Origin of the sequence: Exiguobacterium sp. H66 (assembly GCF_018618705.1) — a bacterium.
GTDB classification, from domain to species: Bacteria; Bacillota; Bacilli; order Exiguobacteriales; family Exiguobacteriaceae; genus Exiguobacterium_A; species Exiguobacterium_A oxidotolerans.
The window spans coordinates 124,981-151,172 of record NZ_JACSMQ010000003.1 but is presented as its reverse complement, the minus strand read 5'-3'; the positions used below and the strand labels follow the sequence as shown (position 1 = coordinate 151,172).

23 protein-coding genes are annotated in these 26,192 nt (G+C 46.7%); 4 read left to right on the top strand and 19 right to left on the bottom strand.

All coding sequences use genetic code 11. From position 1 onward, the window contains the following. Positions 1-131: 131 nt before the first annotated feature. From KNP88_RS06740 to KNP88_RS15815, 4 genes are read right to left on the bottom strand one after another with little or no spacing between them, the layout of a single operon-like run. On the bottom strand, positions 132-1,391 hold the full coding sequence (locus KNP88_RS06740; RefSeq protein ID WP_214892981.1) for a glycosyltransferase: 1,260 nt from the start codon (positions 1,389-1,391) through the stop codon (positions 132-134). Then, the gene (locus KNP88_RS06735) at positions 1,388-2,710 is read right to left on the bottom strand and encodes a glycosyltransferase family 4 protein (RefSeq protein ID WP_251137154.1); all 1,323 of its coding nucleotides are present in this window, start codon (positions 2,708-2,710) and stop codon (positions 1,388-1,390) included. The genes KNP88_RS06740 and KNP88_RS06735 overlap by 4 nt, the downstream gene beginning before the upstream one ends. Further along, positions 2,602-3,609 carry a class I SAM-dependent methyltransferase gene (locus KNP88_RS06730; RefSeq protein WP_214892979.1) on the bottom strand — a complete coding sequence of 336 codons (1,008 nt, stop codon included), beginning with the start codon at positions 3,607-3,609 and terminating at the stop codon, positions 2,602-2,604. The genes KNP88_RS06735 and KNP88_RS06730 overlap by 109 nt, the downstream gene beginning before the upstream one ends. Beyond that, positions 3,606-6,251 carry a glycosyltransferase gene (locus KNP88_RS15815; protein WP_214892976.1) on the bottom strand — a complete coding sequence of 882 codons (2,646 nt, stop codon included), beginning with the start codon at positions 6,249-6,251 and terminating at the stop codon, positions 3,606-3,608. Before KNP88_RS15815 ends, KNP88_RS06730 begins: the two co-directional genes overlap by 4 nt. Positions 6,252-6,534: 283 nt before the next feature. Between KNP88_RS15815 and KNP88_RS06720 the strand changes: the two genes are divergently transcribed. Then, positions 6,535-6,696 carry a hypothetical protein gene (locus KNP88_RS06720; protein WP_167331095.1) on the top strand — a complete coding sequence of 54 codons (162 nt, stop codon included), beginning with the start codon at positions 6,535-6,537 and terminating at the stop codon, positions 6,694-6,696. Positions 6,697-6,798: 102 nt separating this feature from the next. Here the strand turns inward: KNP88_RS06720 and KNP88_RS06715 are convergent, their stop codons facing one another. After that, a complete protein-coding gene (locus KNP88_RS06715) occupies positions 6,799-7,791 on the bottom strand; it encodes an NADP-dependent oxidoreductase (RefSeq protein ID WP_214892973.1) in 993 nt (330 codons plus the stop codon). A 155-nt stretch (positions 7,792-7,946) separates the two neighbouring features. Between KNP88_RS06715 and KNP88_RS06710 the strand changes: the two genes are divergently transcribed. Further along, the gene (locus KNP88_RS06710; protein WP_251137153.1) at positions 7,947-9,050 is read left to right on the top strand and encodes a PTS sugar transporter subunit IIC; all 1,104 of its coding nucleotides are present in this window, start codon (positions 7,947-7,949) and stop codon (positions 9,048-9,050) included. Between the two features lie 54 nt (positions 9,051-9,104). Here KNP88_RS06710 and KNP88_RS06705 read toward each other — a convergent pair whose 3' ends face one another. From KNP88_RS06705 to KNP88_RS06695, 3 genes are all read right to left on the bottom strand, one after another. Then, on the bottom strand, positions 9,105-9,731 hold the full coding sequence (locus KNP88_RS06705) for an HAD family hydrolase (protein WP_214765444.1): 627 nt from the start codon (positions 9,729-9,731) through the stop codon (positions 9,105-9,107). Positions 9,732-9,743: 12 nt separating this feature from the next. After that, a complete protein-coding gene (locus KNP88_RS06700) occupies positions 9,744-10,310 on the bottom strand; it encodes a DedA family protein (RefSeq protein WP_088836538.1) in 567 nt (188 codons plus the stop codon). Positions 10,311-10,449: 139 nt separating this feature from the next. After that, complete coding sequence (locus KNP88_RS06695) at positions 10,450-10,884, bottom strand: YkvA family protein (protein ID WP_088836537.1); 435 nt, start codon at positions 10,882-10,884, stop codon at positions 10,450-10,452. A 162-nt stretch (positions 10,885-11,046) separates the two neighbouring features. Here KNP88_RS06695 and KNP88_RS06690 point away from each other — a divergent pair, with 162 nt between their 5' ends. Both KNP88_RS06690 and KNP88_RS06685 read left to right on the top strand, forming a co-directional pair. Beyond that, entirely contained in the window at positions 11,047-11,787 is a 741-nt protein-coding gene (locus KNP88_RS06690) for an SDR family NAD(P)-dependent oxidoreductase (RefSeq protein WP_088836536.1), read from the top strand. A 524-nt stretch (positions 11,788-12,311) separates the two neighbouring features. After that, on the top strand, positions 12,312-13,505 hold the full coding sequence (locus tag KNP88_RS06685) for a murein hydrolase activator EnvC family protein (protein ID WP_239456840.1): 1,194 nt from the start codon (positions 12,312-12,314) through the stop codon (positions 13,503-13,505). A gap of 70 nt (positions 13,506-13,575) precedes the next feature. Here the strand turns inward: KNP88_RS06685 and KNP88_RS06680 are convergent, their stop codons facing one another. From KNP88_RS06680 to dnaK, 11 genes are all read right to left on the bottom strand, one after another. Beyond that, positions 13,576-15,225 carry a methyl-accepting chemotaxis protein gene (locus KNP88_RS06680; RefSeq protein WP_088836534.1) on the bottom strand — a complete coding sequence of 550 codons (1,650 nt, stop codon included), beginning with the start codon at positions 15,223-15,225 and terminating at the stop codon, positions 13,576-13,578. Then, complete coding sequence (locus tag KNP88_RS06675; RefSeq protein WP_088836533.1) at positions 15,222-16,199, bottom strand: BMP family lipoprotein; 978 nt, start codon at positions 16,197-16,199, stop codon at positions 15,222-15,224. Before KNP88_RS06675 ends, KNP88_RS06680 begins: the two co-directional genes overlap by 4 nt. 151 nt (positions 16,200-16,350) lie before the next feature. Then, positions 16,351-17,016, bottom strand: coding sequence for a deoxyribose-phosphate aldolase (deoC, locus tag KNP88_RS06670; protein WP_029332908.1), 666 nt, complete (start codon positions 17,014-17,016; stop codon positions 16,351-16,353). Between the two features lie 77 nt (positions 17,017-17,093). After that, complete coding sequence (gene rarD, locus KNP88_RS06665; RefSeq protein ID WP_088836531.1) at positions 17,094-17,978, bottom strand: EamA family transporter RarD; 885 nt, start codon at positions 17,976-17,978, stop codon at positions 17,094-17,096. A gap of 22 nt (positions 17,979-18,000) precedes the next feature. Then, entirely contained in the window at positions 18,001-18,876 is an 876-nt protein-coding gene (gene rarD, locus KNP88_RS06660) for an EamA family transporter RarD (protein WP_029332906.1), read from the bottom strand. A 55-nt stretch (positions 18,877-18,931) separates the two neighbouring features. Continuing rightward, positions 18,932-19,627: a 23S rRNA pseudouridine(2604) synthase RluF gene (gene rluF / locus KNP88_RS06655; protein ID WP_088836530.1), complete on the bottom strand. Its 696-nt coding sequence runs from the start codon at positions 19,625-19,627 to the stop codon at positions 18,932-18,934. Positions 19,628-20,057: 430 nt separating this feature from the next. After that, entirely contained in the window at positions 20,058-21,392 is a 1,335-nt protein-coding gene (gene mtaB, locus KNP88_RS06650; protein WP_088836529.1) for a tRNA (N(6)-L-threonylcarbamoyladenosine(37)-C(2))-methylthiotransferase MtaB, read from the bottom strand. A 5-nt stretch (positions 21,393-21,397) separates the two neighbouring features. Next, positions 21,398-22,144, bottom strand: a complete 747-nt coding sequence (locus tag KNP88_RS06645; protein ID WP_214892970.1) for a 16S rRNA (uracil(1498)-N(3))-methyltransferase — start codon at positions 22,142-22,144, stop codon at positions 21,398-21,400. Positions 22,145-22,148: 4 nt separating this feature from the next. Beyond that, positions 22,149-23,096 carry a 50S ribosomal protein L11 methyltransferase gene (gene prmA, locus KNP88_RS06640; RefSeq protein ID WP_029332902.1) on the bottom strand — a complete coding sequence of 316 codons (948 nt, stop codon included), beginning with the start codon at positions 23,094-23,096 and terminating at the stop codon, positions 22,149-22,151. Between the two features lie 24 nt (positions 23,097-23,120). Continuing rightward, positions 23,121-24,230 carry a molecular chaperone DnaJ gene (dnaJ, locus tag KNP88_RS06635; protein WP_088836526.1) on the bottom strand — a complete coding sequence of 370 codons (1,110 nt, stop codon included), beginning with the start codon at positions 24,228-24,230 and terminating at the stop codon, positions 23,121-23,123. A 135-nt stretch (positions 24,231-24,365) separates the two neighbouring features. Next, positions 24,366-26,192, bottom strand: a complete 1,827-nt coding sequence (gene dnaK, locus KNP88_RS06630) for a molecular chaperone DnaK (protein WP_088836525.1) — start codon at positions 26,190-26,192, stop codon at positions 24,366-24,368.

Genomic DNA, 26,192 nt, shown 5'->3' with positions numbered 1-26,192 from the left:
CCGTATTTTCTGTACTTTACGTAAAGGTTGTAAAGAATCGACGAACACATTGACGAACCTTGTATGATACCGACCATATCCACATCAAACGCTCTCCATTTGTGTGGTTTCACTTGGTATTAGCTGTAACTTCAACTGACTTCAGGTGATGTTCCCGCTGAAACAGCCGCATATACCGCTAAGAGATGTTGTTTTTCCTCGTCCCAGTTGTACCGTCTTCTCGCCTCTTCCGCTCGGCTTTTCATCTGATTACGTAACGAATCATTCGCTATCAAGCGATTGACGGCTTGCGCAATCGATTCCGGCGACTCCACATCGACAATCAAACCGACCTGTTCCGTTTCGACGACCCGGCGAATTTCTGGTAAGTCTGCCGCGACGACCGGGACAAGTGCTGCCATATATTCGAATAATTTATTCGATGAGGCTGAATAATGGTTAAAGCAGACGTTTTGCAGGACTTGGAACCCAATCGTCGCTGCCGCTGTATAACTCGGCAACTGATCAAGTGGTACTTTATCGATGAAATAAATCCGGTCACGCGCTGAAGATTCCGCGGCTAAGCGTTGCAAATGTGTTTTGATTTTACCATCGCCAACAAATAATAAAGTTCCGTTCGTCACGGATGGCATCGCCTCAATCAATCGTTCCAGTCCGCGCCCTTCTTGAATCCCGCCTTGATAAAGCAAAATCGGTTCCGCACGGTCGAGACCGAGTTCTGTGTGCAGCGAACGTGCCGCCGGGATCGTTTCCTGATAAAACGGATAATTATGAAGAACCGTCGGCCGGCTTCCGTACAGTTGCTGGTGATAATCCGCTCTTGTATCATTTTCGACCATCGTCCAATCAACGAAACGCAACAGGATACGCTCAAGGATGCCTTGTCCCTTCCCGTATCCTGTCCGGTCGGTTTGCACTTCGTGTGAATCATAGACGACTTTTGCCTGACGTTTTGCTAAAATCGCTTGCGGTAACGTATTTAAATCATTGGCGTGCATGACATCGTATTGACGCTGTCTTGCGGCACGCGTCATCCGGATGATGCCAAAGCTGTTATAGAGCGCATATCGTAAAAAGCGCCTTTTTTGTAACAGATAGAGCACGAGCAAGACGGGAATCAACCACGGCATCAGTACCAACACTCCGATAGCCGCGACTAGCGTCATTGGTGACCGCTTCCGAAAACGCGACAGCACACCGGCAAGTGGTGGTGTGCGATCAATCCGAAGAATGCGGAAACCTGCTGGATGCTGTTCGATTTTCGGTAACGTTCCGTCATTTAAACAATACAAGTCGACCTGATACGCAGCATCAGCAAGGGCGGTACATTCCCTTAACACACGGGCATCGTTCGTAAAAGTGTTCCAAACAAACATTCCGACACGTTTCATCCCTTCACCTCCACTGTCTGTTGACAAGTTTGACGAATTGCTTCAAACAGTCGCTCTTCATTTTGTTCCCAGTCAAAGTGTGTTTGGACGTAGGAGACGCCAGAGCGTCCCATCAATGCCCGTTCCTCCGGATTGTTTGCGAGATGACGAATCTGCCGGACGATCTCGTCCCGGCTGCGGTCACGCGATACGACACCAGCACCCGATGCTTCAATCACTTTTGCGGCATGTCCGGAAACAGCGCCGACGATGGCACATCCCATCGCCATATAATCGATGATTTTCCCTGGTGTGACCGTGTCGAATGCCGTGCTCTCGACGAGCGTCGCAAAGGCGATGTCACTTTTAGCGAGCTGTTTCAATGCGTCCCAACGCGGCATCGCGTTCATGAAGTGGATGTTCGTCAGTTTCCGCTCTGCAATCAACTTCTCGAATTTTTCCTTATGGTATCCGTAACCAACGACATGGAATTCAATGTTTCTGTCGACCATCAACCGTTCCGCCACATCAAGTAATAAAAAGACATCTTGTGCCAGTCCGATGTTTCCCGTGTAGACAACGCGGACTTGTTCCGAGACATGACGCCGTTTAATCAACCACTCATTTTCTTCAATCGAATTCGGAATGTAGTGAATACGCGATGCGTCAATCCCCTTCTGTTCGATATAGGACCGAAACCCTTCGCTGTTGATGACGATTTGATCCGCTTGATGATACATCCATTTTTCAAGCCAGTACAATGGTTTCAATAACAGGCGTGATTTCGTGATGCCGACACCGACGAGTGATTCCGGCCATAAATCACGGACGTCCAGAATTAGCGGTGCCTGTTTGACATGTTTCGCGACGACACCGACCAGTCCCATAAAAATCGAAGGTGTCGTCGCATAGATGTATTCGTACTGTTTTGGATCTTGCCGCACTTCTTTGACCGCTAAGAAAAACTGTTCGATGAAGAGGTGGAGTCGTTTCCACAAATTAGTCGTCGCCCGGACATCGCGTGGTTGAATCCGTGTGACATGCGCGGCGTCAAGCGTCGGTTCGTCCCAAAACATTGCATCCGTATAGAGTTCCGCCGTCGGATAAAGCGGCTCTGACGTCAAGACATGGACGTCACTGCCCCGTTGTTCCATCCGTTTAAAAATATTTTTCATCCGATTCGCAGCACTTCCGATTTCCGGATAGAAGTTTTGACAAATCATCAACACGTTCATCGACGCCTTGCCTGTCTTCGTGATAGTTTTCGTCTGAGCTTCCAGTAACGGACGACGACTTTTCCTAATTTTGAATTTGCGAGTGACCGGTATTTTGATTTCCATGCTTCATTCGCCTCCAGCACTTCCATGTTCGAAACGAGTGCTTCCTCGTAACGTTTGAGCACTAACGTATATTGGTGCGCAAGTTGTTCCAGCTGTTGATTCATCTCGCTTACTTGGTGTTCCAGTTTCACCTGTTCATTCGATTGTTCCACCATCCGTAATTCAATTTCCGCTACGTGTTGCACTTTTTGTTCCAGTCGCTTGTTGACTTGTTTTAGACGGATGATTTCCGTTAGGTGCATCCGCTCGACAGTCTCAAACGAATCTTCGAGCCAGTCGACTTCTTCTGCAGACAACATCCGGACCGGTTGTACATCTTCCTGAACGACAAGCGTCACGCCAAGCCACTTATCCAACCGTTCGATTTTTTCAATCGTGCCATAAGGTGTTACTTGTTCGACAAGTCGTTTCAAATAATAAGTCCGCTTATGATCGGCGTAATCATTAACGCCGAACGGAACGGTCACGACAAGACGTCCACCTGGTTTGACGAGTGTATATGCCTGCTGAATCACCCGTTCCGGTTCACCGATGTGCTCAAGTACTTCTGTCATCAAAACCGTATCGAATTGCCGGTTTGCTGAAAAAGACATGATGTTCGCTTCACTGAACATGACGACGGATTGGACAGATGCCGCTTCTTCTTTTAATGCAGACGTTGCTTCAGCGATTGCTTCCGGAGAGACGTCGATTCCTGTGACATGTTTCCCTTCGCGTCCGAGTAAAATCGGGACGAGTCCCCCTGAGCACCCGACATCAAGGATGTCTTCTCCCTTCGCCTCACGTATTATCCAGTGGATGCGCGCCCGGACCTTTTTTCCGAACGCGATCCCTAACTGGTCATAATAGGCGGCACGAACTTGATCCTTTGGTCGTTTCATTCCTGCTGTGCCCGTCATGCCGTGACCTCCTCTAATAACAATTCTTGAATCGCATCCGTCTTACCCGCATCCGCTAATTCGACGAACTGCCGGACTAACGGTGCCGTTAGTTGAATCGGTTCATAAAACCCGACAATCGTCCGTAATAAGGCAACACTTGGTCCAAAGTCCTTATCGCTGCATTGGCGCAGCTTGACCAAATACCAGTGTTCGAAGAAATGCTCAAAACGTTTCGTCTTGTATTGGTCGAGCACACCATATTTTGCAAACTTCTCTGCTCGTGCCCGTTCACGGAGGACACTACGTTCGAAGAAGCGGACCGTCAACGAGTTGACCGTCGACCCGGCGACTGCCGCGTAATAATAATGCACGACGCGGTTCACAAGCAGAACACGCTCCGCCCGTAACATCATTTCTTGGAAAAATAACGAGTCTTGACCGACGGCTCCGACGACCTGTTCCAGCTGATGTTTGACGAGGAAGTCGCGCTTGACGACCAATGCTTGAATGCTTTGCACGGCAAAACGATGTTCAAGCAGATAGGCACGGGGGTCTTCACAAACGGTTCGCCCCTTTTTCCGAATCGTCGGCAATGCGATGATGCTCGTCTTCTCCGCTAACTTTTTCATATGACCTACTGCAAAATCGAGCGTCGGATTTTGATCAAGCTCATCTAACAACTCCGCATAACGGTCACTGAGCACTTCATTGTCCGGATCCAAAAAGGCTACCCGGTCGGCACGCGCCAGTTCGACGCCTTTGTTACGAGGACGTGATGCACTTCCGCTCCCGCCTGTTTCAAAGAAGTAAGTCGTCACGTTCCCGTGTCGCCGTCCAATTCGTTCGACGGCTTGAATCGTCCCGAAATCCGTCGACCCGTCGTCGACAAGCACGATTTCCGTTTCGTCAAAACGATTCATCCGCTTCAAGCTCGCAAAACACTTATACATCAAATGAGGGCCGTTGTTATAAATCGGCACGACGACTGACAAGACCGGCGCAAGGAGCGGCTCCGTTTGATACTGTTCATTCCACTCGAAGCGATCCAGCATGAGCGTCCGTCCGGATAACGTTCCGCTGACAAACTGTTCAAACGGGACATGCTCCCGCCAGACCATCGCTCCGGTATCTGCGCCTGACGTCTCAAAGACTTCATAAGCGGCTTGTCCGCTGAGCGATTTCCGGACGATATCGGCATCGGCAAACTTAAAGCCGTTGCGTAAATCTTCGAGGTAATATTCCCCGTACGACTCGCCGCCGTCGAGCAGGGCAACAAGATCGGCTTGTCCATATTCCCTTTCCGTCAACTCGGACAGGTGACAAATAGCATCCGCTTCAATCGATTGCTTGGCAATCATCTGTTCAAGAGCCGGTGTCGGATTGCGTAAGACGACAAGCAGGCGACGCGCCGGTTGCGGTTGATTAAGTTTCAGCATCCGCGCCAATTGATCGACCCGGTCAAACACCGTGTGACTCGACATGACGGAACGAATTCCTTCAGCACGCAATCGCTCAATGTCTTCTTCAGATGTCCGTTCGACGATTGCTTTGATTTCCTGTTGATCGTGAACTGTAAATACGTTTGGAAACAGATTGTTGACGGCGATACTATAATTCGAAATGATTAGATTCCCAAGTGCCTGCGATTCAAAAATCCGGCGCGCACACATCGTTTTACTGTATTTAATGCTATTGAGATTCAACACCCAGTCGTAACATTTGCTCACCTGCTGAAGCGCATCATACGGAATCGCAGGGGCAACCCGTTTGACGTACCGGTCCGGGAAATGATAGTCCGGTAAGCCGAGGTGATAGTTGCGGTCGACGATATCAAGCTGATGCGATGAGCTCATCACCCCATCGAATAGCACTTCCGTATCCTTGACACGTTCTGGATACTTCGCCATCCAGCTCCCGGCGAACAACACATGATTTTTCCGGCTTCGGGTCGCGCCAAGCGGATTATGGATCAGCGGATTCACACCGAACGAGACCGCTTCAATCCGGTCATGGCCACAAAGCACTTGATATTCCGGAAGCATCGCTTCGTCCGATGTCAGCACATAATCGGCTTGTTTTGCCAGCTCACTGAAACGGTCGAAGTTACTCGGGTCTTCCGTTGACTGGAAGACGACCGGAATCCCTTGTTGTTTCACCTCTCGCATCATCTGGAGGAGTAATGTTCTTTTTTTCGATTTCGGTGTCGCGACCCCTTTCCAGTCATCCCCCTGCAAGCCTTTCCATGACGTGATGACTAAAAAGAGATCGATTTTACGACTAAAGACATCCTCAAACGTTTCTGCATTCACATAATGGAGATGGAACGCATCTTGATAATAGGCATGCATGAACTCGGAACAGACGACAGCTACTTCAAGCGGTCGCGGCTCATAGTAACGTGACTGACTCCGAAGCGGAATCGATTGGTAGTCAATCGTATCGAGTAATTGTTGATTACTCTCTTCTTGATAGCGCTTCGTTTTTGTTTCAACCGGCTTGTTTGACGGACGAATCGTCTTAGCAGTTCCCAACGATCCTAACCGTTGTAATGTCTCGAACGCAGTCGAACTCGCTGCTGGTTCCGTCTTCAATCGCTGTTGTTCAGCACGGACCCAACTTAGCTGTTGCGTTACTTTTCTTTTCCACTGTTGTCCATTCACGTTCAAAACACCCTTCCTGCTTGATCTCTTTTCAGTCTACGAGAGCAGTTCAAAGGGCACTTAAATCCCTTGCAAGGTTTTTGTAAAGAGTTGATGAATGTTTTCCAGTATTTCCTTACATTCCAGTTGAGAAGATGACTGATTGGCATGGACTGTAGTTTGTTCGTGACTTACTTTTGAACAAATAGGCAATAAAATATGATGCGCACTTCGTTAGTTTCAGAATCAGATAGACGGGTAAATCTTAAGAAGATTCGAAAAAGAGAAAGGAATGAATTTTACCATGAATGAAAAAAAAGAGAATTTACCAAATGAACAGGCAGACGTCGGTCTTCATCCAGATCCTGAACCGGCTGAAACATCAGACCCCGGCATCAAGCCTGCTGAGACACAACACCCCGATCCAGATTTAGAAGAATTGAAAGACGATCAAAAAAAATCATGACCGACGTTACACGTCGTACCTAAAAAAAAAGCGTCGGACGATTCAATTACGAATCGTCCGACGCTTTTTAGATAGTACGTTTTTACATACGAAGTCTACACTTTACAGTTTCACGAGTAACTTTCCTGTGTTCGAACCATCGAATAGACCCAGGAATGCGTCCGGAACATTTTCGAACCCTTCAAAAATCGTTTCTTCATATTTCAATTCACCGGCACTGACCCATTTCCCTAACTGTTCTGCCGCTTCCTTGAAACGTTTTCCATAATCCCCGACTAAGAAGCCTTGCATCCGCGCCCGTGAAGCAATCAATTTTGATTGTACACGAGGTCCGATGTTCTCTTTTTCATTGTATCCAGAAATCGCGCCGCAGACCGGAATGCGGGCAAACGGATTCAAACGGTCGATGACCGCGTCCCCAATCTCGCCTCCGACATTTTCAAAGTAGACGTCCACTCCACTCGGACACGTGCGGTCAAGTGCTTCGCCGACGTTTTCCGTTTTGTAGTTAATGACTTCATCAAAACCAAGTTGCTCTTTTAGGTAGGTCGTCTTTTCATCGCTTCCCGCGATTCCAACGACACGAGCACCTTTGATTTTGGCGATTTGACCGACGATTGATCCGACAGCCCCGGCCGCAGCCGACACGACAACCGTTTCACCTGGCTGCGGGTTACCAATGTCAAGTAAACCGAAGTAAGCAGTCATCCCTGTCATACCGAGTACGCCAAGCGCTGTCGATACAGGTGCGAGCGACGCATCAATTTTCCGAACAGTTTTTGCATCGACAACAAGTTTCGTTGCCCAGTCGAGCATTCCGACGACGATATCCCCTTCTTTGAGAGCATCACTACGTGACTCGATGACTTTCGCGACGACACCTCCCTGAACCGGTGCGTCCAGTTCAAATGGTTGCGAGTATGAACGTGCATCATTCATCCGCCCGCGCATGTATGGATCAACTGAAATGTAGAGTGTCTCGAGTAAGACTTGTCCCGCGTCTGGTGCGTTTAGTTCGATTGATTCATACCGAAACGTTTCACGTGTCGGACGTCCTTCAGGTCTTTCTGCTAAAACGATTTGTTGTTCTGCCATTTCATTCATCCTCTCTAATATCTTTTACTCTTTTACTCTATCAGTCCTTTTCACGGAGTGCGAACAGAATGCACTCATCAATTCACAGAAAATTCCTATTTCTTCTTGACGTGTTCTTTCCTATCGCGTAAGATAAAAAACAATTCATAGCTTTTATGCTGTTATGCACAAAAGCATTACATAAGGAGTGTATTCCCATCGAATCTTCTACAACACGAATCAATCGTCAGTTCGGTATCCATGTACTGAACGGACTCAGTATCGGAATTTTAGTTGCATTAATCCCAGGTGCTCTGCTCGGCGAACTCGCCAAAGCATTATTACCTTACTTCGCGCCCGCTCAACACATCATCGACTCGACTACGATTGCGATGCGCTTGCTACCGATGGTCATCGGTGTTGCCGTCGCCATGCAATTCAAGACGACTCCGATCGAAACCGCCTCGATTGGTCTAGCGACCGTCGTCGGTTCAGGTGTCGCAACACGGACGGAAACAGCCGGTTTTTTATTCGTCGGTACGGGTGATGTCATCAACGCAGGTGTAACAGCTGCCATCGCAACCGCACTTGTCTTATGGATTGGAAATCGTTTTAAAACCTACACTGTTCTCGTCATGCCGACGTTGATCATTGTCGGTGCAGGTGGGATCGGCGTCCTTACATATCCGTTCGTCACTAAAATCACTGCGGCGATCGGTCAAATGATCACTCAGTTCACTGTTCTGCAACCAATCTTGATGGGCGTCCTGTTAGCGGTCACGTTTTCTGTTTTGATTGTCTCTCCCCTATCGACCGTCGGGATTGCGACAGCCATCAGCCTCTCCGGCATTGCAGCAGGCGCTGCGAACCTCGGTGTCTGTGCAGCTGGATTCGGTCTTGCAATCGCAGGCTGGAAGGCAAATTCTCGCGGAACGTCGATTGCGCATTTTTTAGGATCACCGAAAATTCAGATGGCAAACTTCATTCGAAATCCCATCATGATCGTTCCCGTCATGTGTAGTGCCGCTGTTCTCGGCGGGTTAGCCGGGATTTTAGGGATTCAAGGAACACCGTTTAGCGCCGGCTTCGGTATGTCCGGGTTGATCGGTCCAATCAATGCTTTGCATTTGATGGCAGGTGGATGGACATGGGCAAATGGACTGCTCGTCTTCGGATTATTCATTTTACTCCCGATTGTCCTCTGCTTATCCTTCCATCAGTTATTCCGTCGCTTCCGCCCCTGGACGAACCATGAAGACTACCGACTCGATTTTGAATAATTAAAAGAAGCGGATTGCCGGTACCGGCAATCCGCTTCTTTTAATTATCATACTTTAAACAAACTTTAAGACATCTAACGGTTGTTCAAGCTGGTGGTCTGCGAGTTCCCATTCATCCATCGTCCCGAAACCGAACCGGCAAATCGCAACCGGCATGTCTGCAATTCGTGCTGCTTCGATATCAGACGACCGGTCACCGACCATCAAGTACTCGACGTCTCCAAACTCTGCTCGATGTGCCGCTAAAATATCAGCTTTTTGTTTTCCGTTCACTGAACCTAAACATTTCGGACTCGTGAAAAACGGTCGGATGGCTTGACTGTCGAGGACAAGATTCATGTAGTGGACCCCGCAATTGCTTGCCGTCGAGACAATATGTCCTTGTTCCGTCAAGGTGCGGAGTAAATCCCGAACTCCTTCAAACAACACCTCTTGATCCTTCATTGTCTGTTCTAAATGATGATGACGCTTTTGGCGAATCAACCGAATGTCTTCTTCTGACGCATCCGGAATCGCCTTTTCCCAAAACGCACTTCCCGCCAGTCCGTAACTTGCCCGAACGCGGTCTTTTGATGGCTTTTCAAGATGCGGCATGTCTGCCATCGCAAGATGAATCGCCTCTGTCATCTGATTTGTCGAGTCGATCAATGTCCCATCAATATCAAATAAAATAACTGCCATGAAAACACTCCTCTATTTTTTTAGCATTCTCTTTTTTCTAACATATAGGTAAACCCCGAGAAGAAGCAATAGCCCGACAATCCACGGAGTATACTGGTGAAAATCATGATGTCGTCCATTCATACCATGCCCGAGCTTTTTTCCACCCCAGATGAAAAACGCGGACCACACAAAAAAGGACACCGTCGTTGCGATTGTGAACGTCAAACGAGACACACCTGTCAGACCTGCTCCAACCGCAAAACCCATTCGCCACATCGGTGACAGGAGTAAAATAAATCGTCCGCGCGTCTCCATTTGCTGTTGAAATTGAACCATTCTCGTTTCAGAAATCCGAAACAATTTAAAAACGCGTCCAAGTAGCCGCTCACTTCCGAGTTGACCGATCGTAAAGAAGATGTTCTGGCTGACGACGAAACTGAAGACGGCGACAAGTAACATCAAGACAATATTTGATTGTGCCGTATGCACCAAGTAACCCGCATAGGCGAGCGGAACTTCACTTGGTAAAAACGGAAACATTAATGTCACCATAATCCCTAGATAACCATAGGACTCCATCCATGCATGCCAGGCCATCACATACCTCCTCTTCTCCGTTCGTTTCCTCTTCTTAGTGTAACGAACTTTACGAGTAGCGTACAGAAAACAACTTTTTTCCATTATAAAAGCCTGACACTGAATCAATCAGTGTCAGGCCCAACAATCCGTCTATGTTTCAGTAGGCATCTTCACTTTGGATAGGTTGCGTTCGTGCTTTTTGTTGCTCATCCTGCCAATCACTATATCGCGTCAACTCTTCAAAAATCGTTTTCGTGACGAACAGAATAATCGCGACATCATCTGCGAACCCAAAACCAAGAATAAAATCTGGAATCAAGTCGATTGGTGAAACCAGATAAATCAACGCACCGATTACTTTTAGAATTGTTGTCCGGCGGATATTTCGGTATTCTCCTGATTGATACGAACGTACCATATCAATGAATAAGCGAACCGGCGAAAAGACAAGTGACAGACTTGAATTTTTTTGAATTGAATTGTTCGCTCGTTTTAAAATCGATTTTGTTTTTTTCGGACGATCGATATAGTCCTTTGCTTCTTCCGCATATTGATCTTGTTGTTGTTTTAATTTCTCATTCGATAAATCCATCCGTAAATCCCCCATTCGACGATTTAATGTCTTTAACGTTAATACTATTCCCTCTACACTTGATTGATAATCCTCAACCGTACTTGAAACGTTAGGTTTTAATCAATCCGATTCAGGCTATTCCATTTAGAAGGAAAGTTGCAAAGAAGAGGAGTGAAAGACATGGATTTAGTAAATCAAACGGTCATTATTACTGGTGCTGCAAACGGGATTGGTGCAACGCTTGCTAAAACATATGCAAATGAAGGTGCCGTCGTCATTTTAGCAGATATTGATCAAATGACGGGTGAAGTCATTGCTCAAGAAATCGAAGAAGCTGGTGGAACGGCTTACTTTTACCGGTTGGACGTTCAAGACGAACATGATGTCAACTTACTCATCGAAAAAGCATTAGAACATACAGGTAAAATCGACATCATCATCAATAACGCCGGCATCATCATTCGAAAACCCCTTCTTGAACTCACGCTCGAAGAATGGGACCGCGTCAACCATACGAACTTACGCAGTATCTTTTTGACAACAAAGGCAGCTGCACCACATCTAAAACACGGTGGTCGAATCGTTAACTTGGCTTCGACTCGTGCCTATATGTCGGAGCCTGATACAGAATCGTATGCCGCAACAAAAGGTGGAATCGTCGCTTTGACACATGCTCTTGCCGTTTCGTTAGGTCCCAAAGGCGTTCTCGTCAATGCGATCGCACCAGGGTGGATCGAGACTGGGAATTATCATGAACTTTCCCCGGAGGATCATTCGCAACACCCGTCTGGACGCGTCGGTAAGCCAGAAGATGTCGCTCGTGCCGCCCTGTTCTTAACGAACCCCGAAAATGATTTCTTGACGGGAGAGACACTTGTCCTTGATGGTGGGATGACGCGAAAAATGATTTATGAAGAATGAGTACCGATCGACTGATTGAAAACCATGCGACTACAAGGGTGGGAGTTATTGCATTCTCCCCTCTTTTTTCACGTGACTCCTTCAGGAAAAAGTGTCAACGTATCTTGTCTTGCCGAGCAAAGCGCTAAAAAAAGTAATTCCTTTTTTGTGTCTGACCATTTAGTCCAAAACTAATTTAAATAACCGAATCATTCATATATCAAACCACTTTTTAATAATGAATATAAAATATTACAAAAACATATCAATGGTTTTTTATTGAATTTTATCTTTCTATCACGTCTACCATTCCTTTTTTACCGCTTTACACCAGTCTTTTCATTGTCTTCTTTACGATACTTATCAATTATTTTCATAAAAAGTACATCCTTTCTATCATTATTTTCCTTATTATTTTAAATAAACTGTAACGTCCCTCCGTAAAAATTGTTGTTAGAGTAGTACAAGTATCACTCAACAACAAGGAAGGACTGATCGATTCACTTATGAAAAAATCTTTCATGCACTCAATGGGAATTTCCCTGATGACACTCACACTTCTCACAACACCATTCGTTACATCCGTAGGTGCTGCGACTTCATATAAAGACAAACAACAACAAAACGAACAAAAACAATCAAAACAAAAAGAAGCACTCGACGAAAACAATCAACAATTATCGAAAGCCCAAGAGAAAGTTTACGCGATTGACCAACAAATCAATGGATTGACGCTTCAAGTCGTCGAAAATGAACAAAAGATTGATCAAAACGAACGTCAGTTAACGAAACTTAAACAAAAGATTACAGCTTTACAGAAGAAAATCAAAAAACAAGAAAAAATGCTCGGCGATCGGCTGGCAGTTCGACAAGCTAAATCTGATAAAGATCCATTGCTCGAAGCTGTCTTCGGTGCAGAAGACATTGGTGATATGATCAGTCGCTTCAACGCATTCAATACGATTGCCGAAAGTGATGCTTCATTATTAAAAGATTACGAAACGAGTAAACAAGAGTTGGCAGAAGCAAAACAAGAACTTGAAGATACACGTACCGCACTCATCCATGACCGGAAAGTTCTAAAAAAGAAGCAACACGAGTTGAATGCTGAAAAGGACAAACGAACAGCCTTATTAAAACGCTTGAAGAAACAAAAGCGTTCAATCGAATCAAACATCTTAAGTCTAAAAGAGGCCGCTGCTCAACTTAAGGCACAAGAAGCGGCAGCCAAAGCCGCTGCTCTCGCAGCTAAAAAACAAGCAGCCGCGCAATCGGCGCAACCTGCTTCAATCAGTAAAGCAAGTACGAAAGTTATCTCAAATGCAACCGGAAAATTCATCAAACCTGCGAACGGTTCCATTTCACAAGGTATGGGTGCCGCGAGCGGAAATAATGGCTATGCTTATCATAACGGGACCGATTTCGCTGGACCGGTCAATTCTGCAATCGTCGCATCAGCTGCTGGAACTGTCATTCAAGCAAGCTCCGGTGGTCCGTATGGTAATCATGTCTATATCGCACACAACATCGGTGGTAAGACATATACGACGGTTTATGCGCATATGAATGCCTTGACAGTTAAACAAGGACAACAAGTCAAGCAAGGCCAACAAATCGGAAAACTCGGTAGTACGGGGAATTCAACCGGTCCCCATCTTCACTTCGAGATTCATGAAGGTGGCTACCAATATAATGCGAACGGACGGACAAACGAACTAAACCCAGAAAGTTTCTTTTAAAATGAATAAGCCCCGACACGTCGATTGATGTGTCGGGGCTTATTTTTTATATTGAGAACATGAGAGGTCATTAAATTTTAAATTGATTTGTTTGTTGATCAAGTGATGTTGTTGTCGTCTCGAGCTCTAACATCAATTGATGAATTTGCTCGAACGAAGCTTGTTGATCACGCATCGAAGCTGCGACCTCTTGATTCCCTGCCGCTAACTCTTCCATTACGCCACTAACCGAACTGACCTGATTGACGACATCATTCGCTTGTTCTTTCGAGCGGACAAGCTGTGATGTCACGTAATTGAGCGTTTCAGTGACATCGGCTACATTTTTCCGCGTCTCTTCGAATGCTGATTTGACTTGAGCAAAGTTTGCGACCTGATTCTCTTGTTCTTTTTCAGAACGCAACAATGCTTCTTGCAAGACAGCACCATCTTGGCGAATCGAACGTACGAGTGAGAAGATTGATCGTGTCGCTTGGTGCGTCTCGTCCGCAAGTTTTTTCACTTCGCTTGCGACGACGGCAAAGCCACGTCCTGCTTCTCCGGCTCTTGCCGCTTCAATCGCTGCATTCAAGGATAAGAGGTTTGTCTGCGCCGAGACACCTGAAACAAGTTCTGCCATTTTTTCGATTTGTTGTGTCTGTTCAAGGAAACCTTCTAGCTGACGTCCAAGTTCGCGGTTTTGAACCGTCGACGCAGCGAGTGAGGCTGTTTGTTCTTCCATGACCGAAGCACTCTGCCCCATCGTCGTGTCTGCGACTTGACCTTGGCTTAATGCAAGCTGAGCCCGACGTTCACTTTGGTCGAATGAGGAGCTCATGTCTGTAATCGTACTGACCGTCGTCTGTAAATCATCCGATACTGTCTGTGTTCCGCTCGCCATCTCATTGATCGCATGCGTCATGTTACCAGACACTTCGACGATGTTCGCATTTTCAGACGTTGCCTGTTCACTCATTTGACTGATTGTATTCGAAGTATGACTAATCGTCCCAATCACACCATGTAACGTTTGTTGCATTTGCGCAATCGCTGACTCGAGACGACCAATTTCATCTGCTCGTCCTGACGTCTCCAGTTGCTCCGATAAATCACCGGCCGAAATTTGCTCCGCTGTTTTAACGACACGGCTGATTGGACGCGTAATGCTCCGTGCGAAATACCAATTATATAGTGCTAACGCAATCAATAAAACAAACGTTGCGATTAACACAGTCCGTGTCAAATTGACGGTTTGGTCCTTCGCTTCTTGTTGCAGTACATCATAAAACTCACCGTTTTTTGTATGTAGTGTATACAAATCACTTAGTACACCCTCGATTCGGGCAGCATATGATCGGATTTCAATCGGGTTACGCCCCTCGACCAAATCATTTCGTTCAGCTGATAATGCAGTATATTTTGCTTCTGCCCGGTCCATTTCCGTTTTAAATGCATCAATTAAATACGTTTTTTCAAGCAACTGTAGCGCCTTCTCGTTCTTTTGACTTAAAGCGAGTACTTGCTCGACTTGACTGTCAGACGGTTGAGTTGCAAGACGGTTCCATGCGGCTTGTTCGTACAGTAGTTTTGTTTCAAGTTCCGAGATTTCGACAAGCTGTTTTCCATAATCTTCGTTGTACGATTGAATTTGCCGGAGTTCAACCAACGTCCATCCCATCAAGGCAACGACACTGATGATCGTCACGAGTGTCGAAATTAAAAAGCGTGTTCGTAACGTCATTGTACGTCAACCTTCCCTTCTAATACATCTTGTTTCAGTTGCTCAAGTTGCTTTAAATCTTTCTCTGAAAACGTTACATTTCGAATCGGGGCTAGTTGAATCGCACCTTCTTTGACACCGAGCACGATTTGACCCGACTGTAACCCTTTTTCTTTTACCGTATCGCCAATCGTCGTAATCGCGAGATCGACTTGTTTTAACATCGAGGTCATGACGGCGTCAGGCGCAATTGCCGTCTGATCACTATCGACACCAATCGCTTTATTGCCTTTTGCTTGCGCTGCTTCGAGGACACCACTGCCCGTCAAACCAGCTGCGGCAAATAACACATCTGCTTGTTGTTTCATTTGATCGTTCGCAATCGTCCGTCCTTTTTCGGGTGCTGCAAAGTCTTCTGCATAATCGACTAAAACTTTGATATCCGGATTGACGGCTTTTGCTCCTGCCGTGTATCCTTTTTCAAACTTCTCGATTAAAGGCGACTTCATTCCTCCAACAAACCCAATCGTCTCATTTTCCGATTGAAGCGCAGCAGCAGCTCCTGCAAGATAACTGCCTTCATCTTCTTTAAATGTAACCGATAAGACATTTGGTAGTTCTGATACGGCATCAATCAACGCAAATTGTTGCAATGGATAACGTTTCGCGACTTCTTCTAATTCCGCTTGTCCCATAAAACCTAATCCGACGACGACGGTCGGCTTCTCTTTTGCCAACGTATCAAACGCCACTTTATATGTTTTCGTTTCCCCTAGTTCACGATAATCAATGAACCAATCTTCTTTTTCACGTAGTAAGGCCATCCCACTCATCGCGGCATCACTAAACGATTGATCACCAAGACCGACATCTGATAAGACAACCGCCATTTTTTGACGTTCCTTCACTGCTTGATCTGGATCGTCGATGATACTTCCACAACCTGCTAAACTGATCGTCGTCGCAAGCATTGCTAGTTTCCAGTGTTTCAACATCTCTACACTTCCTTCCAACGTTCTACATCTGATTATCGGAAGTGATGTCTGACTTCTTAATAGCTAGATTAAATTCAGAATTTTCCTGACAACAAAAAACACGCCCCTCCTAACATAGGAAAGACGTGTCTGATGATGTATTTATTGCGAATTAATAATCGCTGTCTGAAGAACCGCCTGTTACGATGGCGATACCAGCAGATGCACCGATACGTGATGCACCAGCATCGATCATCGCTTTAGCGCCTTCGAAGTCACGAACGCCACCTGAAGCTTTTACACCGATGTCAGGTCCCACTGTTTCACGCATGAGGCGAATGTCTTCAACCGTTGCACCACCAGTTGAGAAACCAGTTGATGTTTTAACGAAGTTCGCTCCAGCTTTGACTGAAAGTTCAGCAGCTGTCTTGATCTCTTCTTTTGTTAAGAGGCAGTTTTCAAAAATGACTTTAACGAGCGTACCGTTCGCCGCTTCGACTACTGCACGGATATCACGTTCCACGAGTTCCACGTCACCGTCTTTTAGTGCGCCGATGTTAAGAACCATGTCGATTTCAGTTGCACCGTTTTTGATCGCATCTTTCGTTTCGAAAGCTTTGACTTCTGGTGTGTTCGCACCAAGTGGGAAACCGATTACTGTACAAACTTTAACGTCGTCGTCAGACTTTAAAAGTTCTGCTGCAAGTGCGACATACGTCGGGTTGACACAGACGCTAGCAAATTTGTACTCGAGTGCTTCCTTACAAAGTGTTTCGATTTGGGCGCGTGATGTTTCCGGCTTGAGTGCCGTGTGGTCGATCATAGCTGCTAAGTTCATGATTAGTTTTCCTCCTTAAGGATATCCCTTATACTCTTTTTCTATTCTATCACGCGAGAGGTCAGACTTCTATCTTTTTACGCTACTTTCCGCAGTTGTTTTTTTCGAATCAATAAACTGTTTAACGTAAAGACGAGCGCAGCCGACCAAATAAATGTAAACGCGACCAAGTGTGTGCGTGTAAAGGGTTCATCATACAAGAGAACACCGATGGCAAGTGATAGCGTCGGAGCAACAAACTGTAGAAAACCGACGACCGTATATGGGATCCGTTGGGCACCAAAACCGAATAAAAGTAACGGTACGGCCGTGATTACACCTGTCAACAATAATCCTGCCGTGACGAACGGTGTGTGCGAGAAGGTCGACGTTCCTTGTACACCAAGATAACTGATAAAAAGGAGTGCGAGCGGTAGCGGTGCGAGCGTTTCAAGTGTCAGACTGACCGTCGCTTCGAGCGGACGTTGTTTCTTGACGACACCATAAAAGCCGAAACTAAATGCGAGCGCAAGCGAAATCCAAGGGAACTCGCCATAACCGATTGTTAAAATCAAGACACCGATCGTTGCGAGCAAAATTGCAATCCATTCAATCCGTGACAGTTTCTCTTTAAAGAAGAACACCCCGAACACGATGCTGACGAGCGGATTGATGTAGTAGCCAAGCGAGGCTTCGACGATGAAATTATGGTTGACTGCCCAGATGTAGATAAACCAATTCATACTAATGATGATTCCGTTCAAGAAAAACAATCTTCGTGTCCGTTGATTTTTAAACGCCGTCGTCAATTTAGGTAATGCTTTTTGGAAATACAATAACAGTAATAAAAACAAAAACGACCAGACAATCCGATTGGCGAGTATTGCCTCGCTTGAGACGCTAGCTAACAGCTTCCAATAAATCGGAAGTAATCCCCAAATGACATATGCTCCTAATGTGGCAAACAGGCCAGGTTTATTCATCGTTCCATTCCTCTTTTCTGAATTACGAGACCTTTTTCATCTTCATTCGTCCTGCCGATAAACCACTGATCGTAAACAGTGCGACGGCAATCCAGATGAACAGGAAGGCCACGAAGTGAATCGATGTAAACACATCATTAAACAAAAAGACACCGAGTACTAACGTCAACGTCGGTGCGATGTACTGCAAGATACCGACATATACAAATGGAATCTTCGGCATACCGTACCCAAACAGCATCAACTGAACAGCTGTCGCAACACCAAGCATGATGATGGCAATCAAGGCTCCGGTCGGTAAAGCGAGCGGATTCGCTCCCGTCACACCAAGCGTCAACAACGCGAACGGTAATGTCACTAACGTCTCTAGGAATAACCCTGATAACGGTTCTGCCGCTGCCTTTTTCTTTAACACACCATAAAAAGCAAACGAAACCGCAAGCGAAAAAGCAATGATTGGAAACTTCCCGTAGCCGAATGTCAAAATCAAGACACCGATGATGGCACTGATGATGGCAATCAATTGGGGCCGGTTCAAACGTTCTTGGAAAAATAACAACCCAAACAATACGCTGACGAGCGGATTGATGTAATAGCCGAGCGACGATTCGACGATGTACCCTTCACCGATTGCATAGAGATAGAGCGTCCAATTCCCACCGAGGACAAGACCAGCAGCTAAAACGGTCAGACGTTGTTTTTTATTCCGCCATAATCGACCGACTTGCGTAAATTTGCCGGACAAACGTAATAATAGTGTGACGAAGATGAACGCACTGATGATGCGAATCGACACGACCGTCCATGCCGGAACAGTGTCTGCAAATAATTTGTAAATCGGTAACAACCCGCCAATCACGTATGCGACGAACGTCGCGCTCATTCCCCGTTTATCCACAATGAACCTCCTTATGTATACAAGTAAAGCCGCCATCATCATGGCGACTTTTTCGTTATTCCTGATCGAGCGTCGTAAATAAGGTTTTCATTTCTGACTCCGTCAAGTCACGCCATTCACCAATCGGTAAATCACCTAACTCAATATTCATGATACGGACCCGCTGCAACCGTTTGACGCGGTAACCAAATTCTTTACACATGCGACGAATCTGCCGGTTCAAGCCTTGCGTCAAGACGATTCGGAATGTCCGTGACTCGAGTTGTTCGACGATACATTCTTTCGTTGTCGTTCCAAGGATATCGACGCCGCTCGCCATTCCTTCGATGAACGTCTCTGTGATCGGGGCATCAACCGTTACGATATATTCTTTATCGTGATTATTCTCTGCCCGTAAAATCCGGTTGACGATGTCTCCATCGTTCGTCAAAATGATCAGTCCATCTGAGTCTTTGTCTAAGCGCCCGATCGGGAAAATCCGTTTCGGATGATTGACGAAATCGATGATATTTCCTTCGATGTCGAGTTCGGTCGTACATGTGATGCCGACCGGTTTGTTCAAAATCAAGTACTCAAGCGTCGGTTTTGTTTGGAGCGGCTGTCCATCGATTTCAACGGCATCCGTCGCTTCCGCTTGTGAGCCGAGTTCGGCAACGACACCGTTGATTGTGACGCGACCGGCATCGACCAATTTATCCGCTGCTCGTCTTGAGCAGTATCCTGTTTCACTGATGAATTTATTAATTCGCATAGATTGTCCTCTTTCTCTTGTTAGAATCTTTCCTCAGTGTAGCGTATCCGTTACTTGAAAACAAAACAATTTATTTTGTTCAGCGTGTTATGAAGCGTGAACATGCGATATCGAGAGTCAATCCTTTCGTGCTCCCCTGTCTCTCACCTCGTCTTCAAAGCGGCAGGGTCGCGACCGATTGTATTTTGCGGTTCTAAGGCGATTCAAGACGGAGTGCACTCTAAACCGTCTGCATGCCCGGATTTCCGTCACGGTATTCCCTAAAAAGCGTCACGTTTCGTTGATTCCTGCGGGAAAAGTACGTTTCCAACGCACGTTCAGAGGAAGGAAAGACCGAGGAAAGCAACAAAAAAGACGCTTGATTTCCCGATAGCACGTTGTCTACTCGCTAAAAAAGTTCGTCTCCCTGAAGCAGGAAGACGAACTCATTTCAGATCGCTTGTTCTTTTAATGTCTCCATGATGCGGACGAATTGTCCGTCATTCATTGGATAGCCGGCTTTATTGATTTTGACGCGCACGAGTTGACCAATCAAAGATTCGTCTCCCTCGATCGCGACACGTAAGTAATTGTCCGTGTAACCGACGAGACGACCGCCTGCTTCTTCCGAAAACTCTTCCGGAATGATTTCAAGCAGTTCCCCTTCATATTTTGAAGCATATTCTTTTGCGAGTTGATCCGATAAGGCGATCAAGCGCGCAACACGTTGTTCTTTCATCGACTCTTCCACTTGATCGTCCATCATCGCAGCTGGTGTCCCCGTCCGTTTCGAGTAAGGGAAGACATGCAGCTCACTGAACTTATGATCATTGATGAAGTTGAACGTCTCCATGAACTCTTCTTCCGTCTCACCCGGGAAACCGACGATGACATCTGACGTGATGGCACAGTCCGGTAACACTTCTTTCAGACGCGTGATCCGTTCCCCGAACTCCGCCATCGTGTACTTACGACGCATCCGCCGTAAAACGGTATCCGATGCTGACTGAATCGGGACATGCAAGTGTCGGACGACGATTGGCGAATCCTTTAAGACGTCTAACACTTCATCCGTGATTTGACTCGCTTCGATCGAAGAAATCCGAAGGCGTTCAAGACCTGTGACGGACTCGAGTGCTTTGAGTAACTTCGCTAAGTTATAGTCTTTCAAATCTTCACCGTAGCCACCCGTATGAATCCCCGTCAAGACGATTTCTTTGTAACCGGCATCAACGAGCTGTTGTGCTTGCTTTAAGACATCTTCCGGTTGACGAGAACGCATCAACCCACGTGCCCATGGAATGATGCAGAAGGTACAAAAATTATTGCAGCCTTCTTGAATCTTCAGCGAAGCACGTGTCCGGTCCGTAAACGCTGGAACGTCCAGTTCTTCGTAGACTTTTGCCTTCATGATGTTCCCGACTGCATTAATCGGCATCCGTTCTTCGCGGAACTGTTCGATGTACCCAATCATCTTGTGGCGGTCTTGTGTCCCGACGACGACGTCAACCCCTGGAATCGCCATGATTTCAGCAGGCGATGTCTGTGCATAACAACCCGTTACACAGATGACACTGTCTGGATTTTGACGAATCGCCCGTCGAATGACTTGACGACTTTTTTTATCACCCGTATTCGTAACGGTACATGTATTGACGACGTAGACGTCTGCATGATCTGCAAAATCGACACGCGCGTAACCTGCATCTTTAAACAGCTGCCAGACGGCCTCTGTCTCATAATGATTGACTTTACAGCCAAGCGTTTGAAAGGCAACAGTAGCCATTTCGTTCACCCTTTCAGTTCAAAATGATACGATACGGCGGATAGGACATACAGCGGCGCCGTTTCCGTCCGTAAAATCCGTCGTCCGAGTGATGCCGGTAAGAAGCCGGCATCGGTCAACCGTGTTACCTCCGTCTCCGTCAGTCCACCTTCAGGACCAATCACGACGAGGAGTGAATCCCCCGCCTGCAGTCGCGCCAGAGTCGAGGCAAAAGCCGTAGCTTCGCCTTCTTTCGCTGATTCTTCGTATGCGACTAAACATGCCGTATATTGCGGTGCTTCTTGTAGGACTTCATCATACGTCACATAGTCAACTTGCGGCAAGTGAGCACGGTAGGATTGCTCGGCTGCTTCTTTGATGATTTTTTCAAGACGCTCGATTTTTTTCGGGACCTTTTTCGCATCCCATTTCGAGACCGAACGGGCGGATTCAAAAATGAGTAGTTGATTCATCCCGAGTTCGGTCGCTTTTTGAGCGACGAGCTCGATTTTATCACCTTTCGGCAAGGCATAGGCAAGCGTCACCCGAATCGGTAATTCTGTATCGATTGGTAACGACTCGACAATCCGTGCGACGGCCTGTTGTTTGTCGAGTTCTTCGAGCGCACAACGAAATAGGCCGGTTCCATCAAGGACCAAGATTTCATCCCCGACATCCATTCGCATGACGTTTTTCATATGATGGGCGTCATCCTTTTGCAAGGTAAACCGTTCTCCCGAGCGAGCTGTCTGCTCTACAAAGTATCGTTGCATCGGCTCAGGCCTCGCGTTTCGCGATGATTGCGACCCAGTCTTCCAGTTTTGTTGTTTCAACAATCGTAAAACCAGCCTCGGTCATCGCCTCGACCACCATGTCTTTCTTCTGACTGATGATGCCTGAGGCAATGAAATGCCCGCCTGGTAGTGTCAGCTCGTAGGCATCGTTCACAAACAATAAGATGACCTCAGCTAAGATGTTTGCGACAATCAATTCGACAGGCTCATTTAATGCTTTCATCAAGTCACCTTGACGGACTGTGATCCGGTCACTGACTTGATTGAGTGCCACGTTATCTGTCGCTGATTTAACTGCGACTTCATCTAAATCAAGCGCGAATACATCTTTTGCTCCCAGTTTCGCAGCGGCGATCGCGAGGACACCAGAACCCGTCCCGACATCGACGACGCGGTCTTGCTCTTGCAAGTAGTTTTCAATCGCTTGAATACATAGAACTGTCGTCGGATGCGTTCCTGTCCCAAACGCCATACCCGGGTCAAGTTCGATGATTTTTTCATCCGGTTGTGGTGTATAGTCTTCCCACATCGGAACGACCGTCAAGTGACGGCTGATCTTAACTGGCTTATAAAACTGTTTCCACGAATGGGCCCAATCTTCTTCATCGACTTGTGTGAGCGTGACAGTACCTGAACCGATCGTCAGTCCGAACTGCGTCAGCATCTGGATATCCCGTTCGATTCCTTTAATCATATCCGTCAAATCGCTACTTTCCGCAAGATAAGCTTTGACGAGGACACCTGTATCCGGATATTCGTCTCGTTTTTTCTCATCCCAAATTTCACCGAAGTTGTCTTCACGATGCGACATCATCTCGAAATCTTCGACATCCTCGATGACGACACCACTCGCTCCTGCTTCATGTAAAATATTCGAGACTGCTTCGACTGCTTCTTGTGTCGTATGGACACAAACTTCTGACCATTTCATTTCCTGTCACGCTCCTTTAGCGAATCACCCTTTAAAGAATGTTTTAATGCGGCCAAAGACACCTTCATGCTGCTCTTCGACACCTTTTTCATCACTGATTTCGTTGAATTCACGTAAGATTTCTTTTTGACGATCTGTCAAATGCTTCGGTGTGATGAGGACGACGTTGACATACTGGTCACCATGATGACCTGAACGAACGTTCGGCATCCCTTTACCACGAAGGCGGAACCGTGATCCAGTCTGTGTACCGGCAGGAATCTTTAAGCTAACTTTTCCATGAACGGTCGGCACTTCGATTTCATCCCCGAGTGTCGCTTGAGCGAATGTTAACGGCATGTCCATGACGATATGATCGTCAACCCGTTCGAACAATTCGTGTTCCCGGACACGGACGACGACGTAGAGGTCACCGAACGGTCCGCCGTTGACGCCTGCTTCCCCTTTACCAGCCAGACGAATTTGTTGTCCATTGTCGATCCCTGCTGGAATTTTGACACGAACGTCTTTATTTTTACGGACCCGTCCTGCACCACGACATGTTTCACATGGTTCTTTGACGATTTGTCCACGTCCGTGACATGTCGAACATGTTGTTTGGTTGACGACACGACCGAACATCGTGTTTTGTTCGACGTTGATGTGACCTGATCCAGCACAACGTTTACATGTTTCCGGGTGCGTCCCTGGTTTTGCACCTGATCCATGACACGTTTCGCAATCTTCCTCGATTGGAATCGTGATGACTTTCTCAACACCCGAGAATGCCTCCATGAAATCAATTTCTTCTACGTACTGGAGATCTTGTCCTTTACGCGGTGCATTCGGATCTTGACGGCGTCCACCACCACCAAAGAACATATCAAAGATGTCCCCGAATCCTTCTGCGCCACCGAATCCTGCACCACCTTGCGATGGATCTTGGTGACCGTACTGATCGTAACGTGCTCGTTTATTGTCGTCAGACAAAATTTCGTACGCTTCTGAAATCTCTTTGAATTTTGCATCGGCATCTGATTCTTTATTGACATCCGGATGGTACGTCCGGGCGAGTTTCCGATAAGCTCGTTTAATTTCTGCTGCTGAGGCGTCGCGTGCAACACCTAACACTTCATAATAATCGCGTTTTTCCACGTTCAGTCTCCCTCTCTTTGGCTCCGATTCACTTCATACTGTTTGATTTTACCGAACTTCGTGCGACATGGAAAGAGCCAAAGCGCGGATCACGCTTTGGCTCTCTCTAGCGCCCGAAAAATCGGTCGATTCGAATTATTTGTTGTCTTTATCGTCTACTTCTTCAAATTCTGCGTCCATGACGTTGTCGTCTTGTCCGTCAGCTTGTGCGCCTTCAGCGCCAGCTTGTTGTTGAGCCATGTTTTCGTAGACTTTTTGTGTGAGTTCTTGAACGACTGTTGATAATTCATCTTTCGCCGTACGAATCGCTTCGATGTCTTCTCCAGCAAGAGCCGTTGTTACTTTTTCTTTTGCAGCTTCTGCTTTTTCTTTATCGGCAGCATCGATTTGTTCGCCGAGGTCTTTGATTGCTTTATCTGTCGCGAAGACGAGTTGATCGGCTTCGTTACGAAGTTCAACTTCTTCTTTACGTTTGTTATCTGCATCTGCGTTCGCTTCAGCATCTTTGACCATTTGGTCGATGTCCGCTTCAGTCAAGCCGCTTGATGATTGGATTGTGATCGATTGTTCTTTGTTTGTACCGAGGTCTTTCGCCGATACGTTAACGATTCCGTTTGCATCGATGTCGAATTTAACTTCGATTTGCGGCACGCCGCGTTGTGCTGGTGGAATGTCTGTCAACTGGAAACGACCAAGCGTTTTGTTATCTGTTGCCATCGGACGTTCCCCTTGAAGGACGTGGATGTCTACTGCCGGCTGGTTATCAGCTGCTGTAGAGAAAACTTGTGACTTCGATGTCGGGATCGTCGTGTTACGATCGATCAACTTCGTCATCACGCTACCCATTGTTTCGATTCCGAGTGAGAGTGGTGTTACGTCAAGAAGAACAACGTCTTTGACGTCACCAGTCAATACGCCACCTTGAACTGCTGCACCGAGGGCAACCACTTCGTCCGGGTTAACGCCTTTGAATGATTCTTTACCTGTGAAGTCTTGAACTGCTTTTTGGACTGCAGGAATTCGTGTTGATCCCCCGACAAGAATGATTTTATCGATTTTATCTGGTGACATACCAGCATCGCTAAGGGCACGGCGCGTTGGTTCCATCGTCCGCTCGACGAGGTCAGCAGTCAAATCGTCGAATTTCGCACGTGATAACGTCATTTCAAGGTGAAGTGGACCTGCTGCGCCAGCCGTGATGAACGGAAGGCTGATTTGTGTCGAAGAGACACCTGAAAGGTCTTTCTTCGCTTTTTCAGCAGCATCTTTCAAACGTTGAAGCGCCATTTTATCTTGTGCTAAGTCGATACCATTGTCTTTTTTGAATTCTGCAACAAGGTGATCGATGATTTTTTGGTCAAAATCATCTCCTCCAAGACGGCTGTCACCGGCTGTTGAAACAACTTCAAAGACACCATCACCAAGTTCAAGGATTGAAACGTCGAATGTACCGCCACCAAGGTCATAAATCAAGATTGTGTGGTCTTCGCCTTTTTCAAGTCCGTATGCAAGTGCTGCTGCAGTCGGCTCGTTGATGATCCGTTTTACGTCAAGACCAGCGATTGTACCCGCGTCTTTTGTTGCTTGGCGTTCTGCATCGTTGAAGTAAGCAGGAACTGTGATGACCGCTTCCGTTACTTTTTCACCGAGATAATCTTCAGCTTGCGCTTTCAACTTTTGAAGGATGATGGCTGATACTTCTTGTGGCGTGTAATCTTTTCCTTCAACTTCAACTTTGTAGTCTGTACCCATGTGACGTTTGATCGACATGATTGTATTCGGGTTCGTGATTGCTTGACGTTTCGCGACTTCCCCAACTTGACGCTCTCCGTTTTTAAAAGCGACGACAGATGGTGTCGTACGGTTACCTTCTGCGTTTGCGATAACGACTGGCTCTCCGCCTTCCATTACTGCTACACATGAGTTCGTTGTACCTAAGTCAATACCAATGATTTTTGCCAT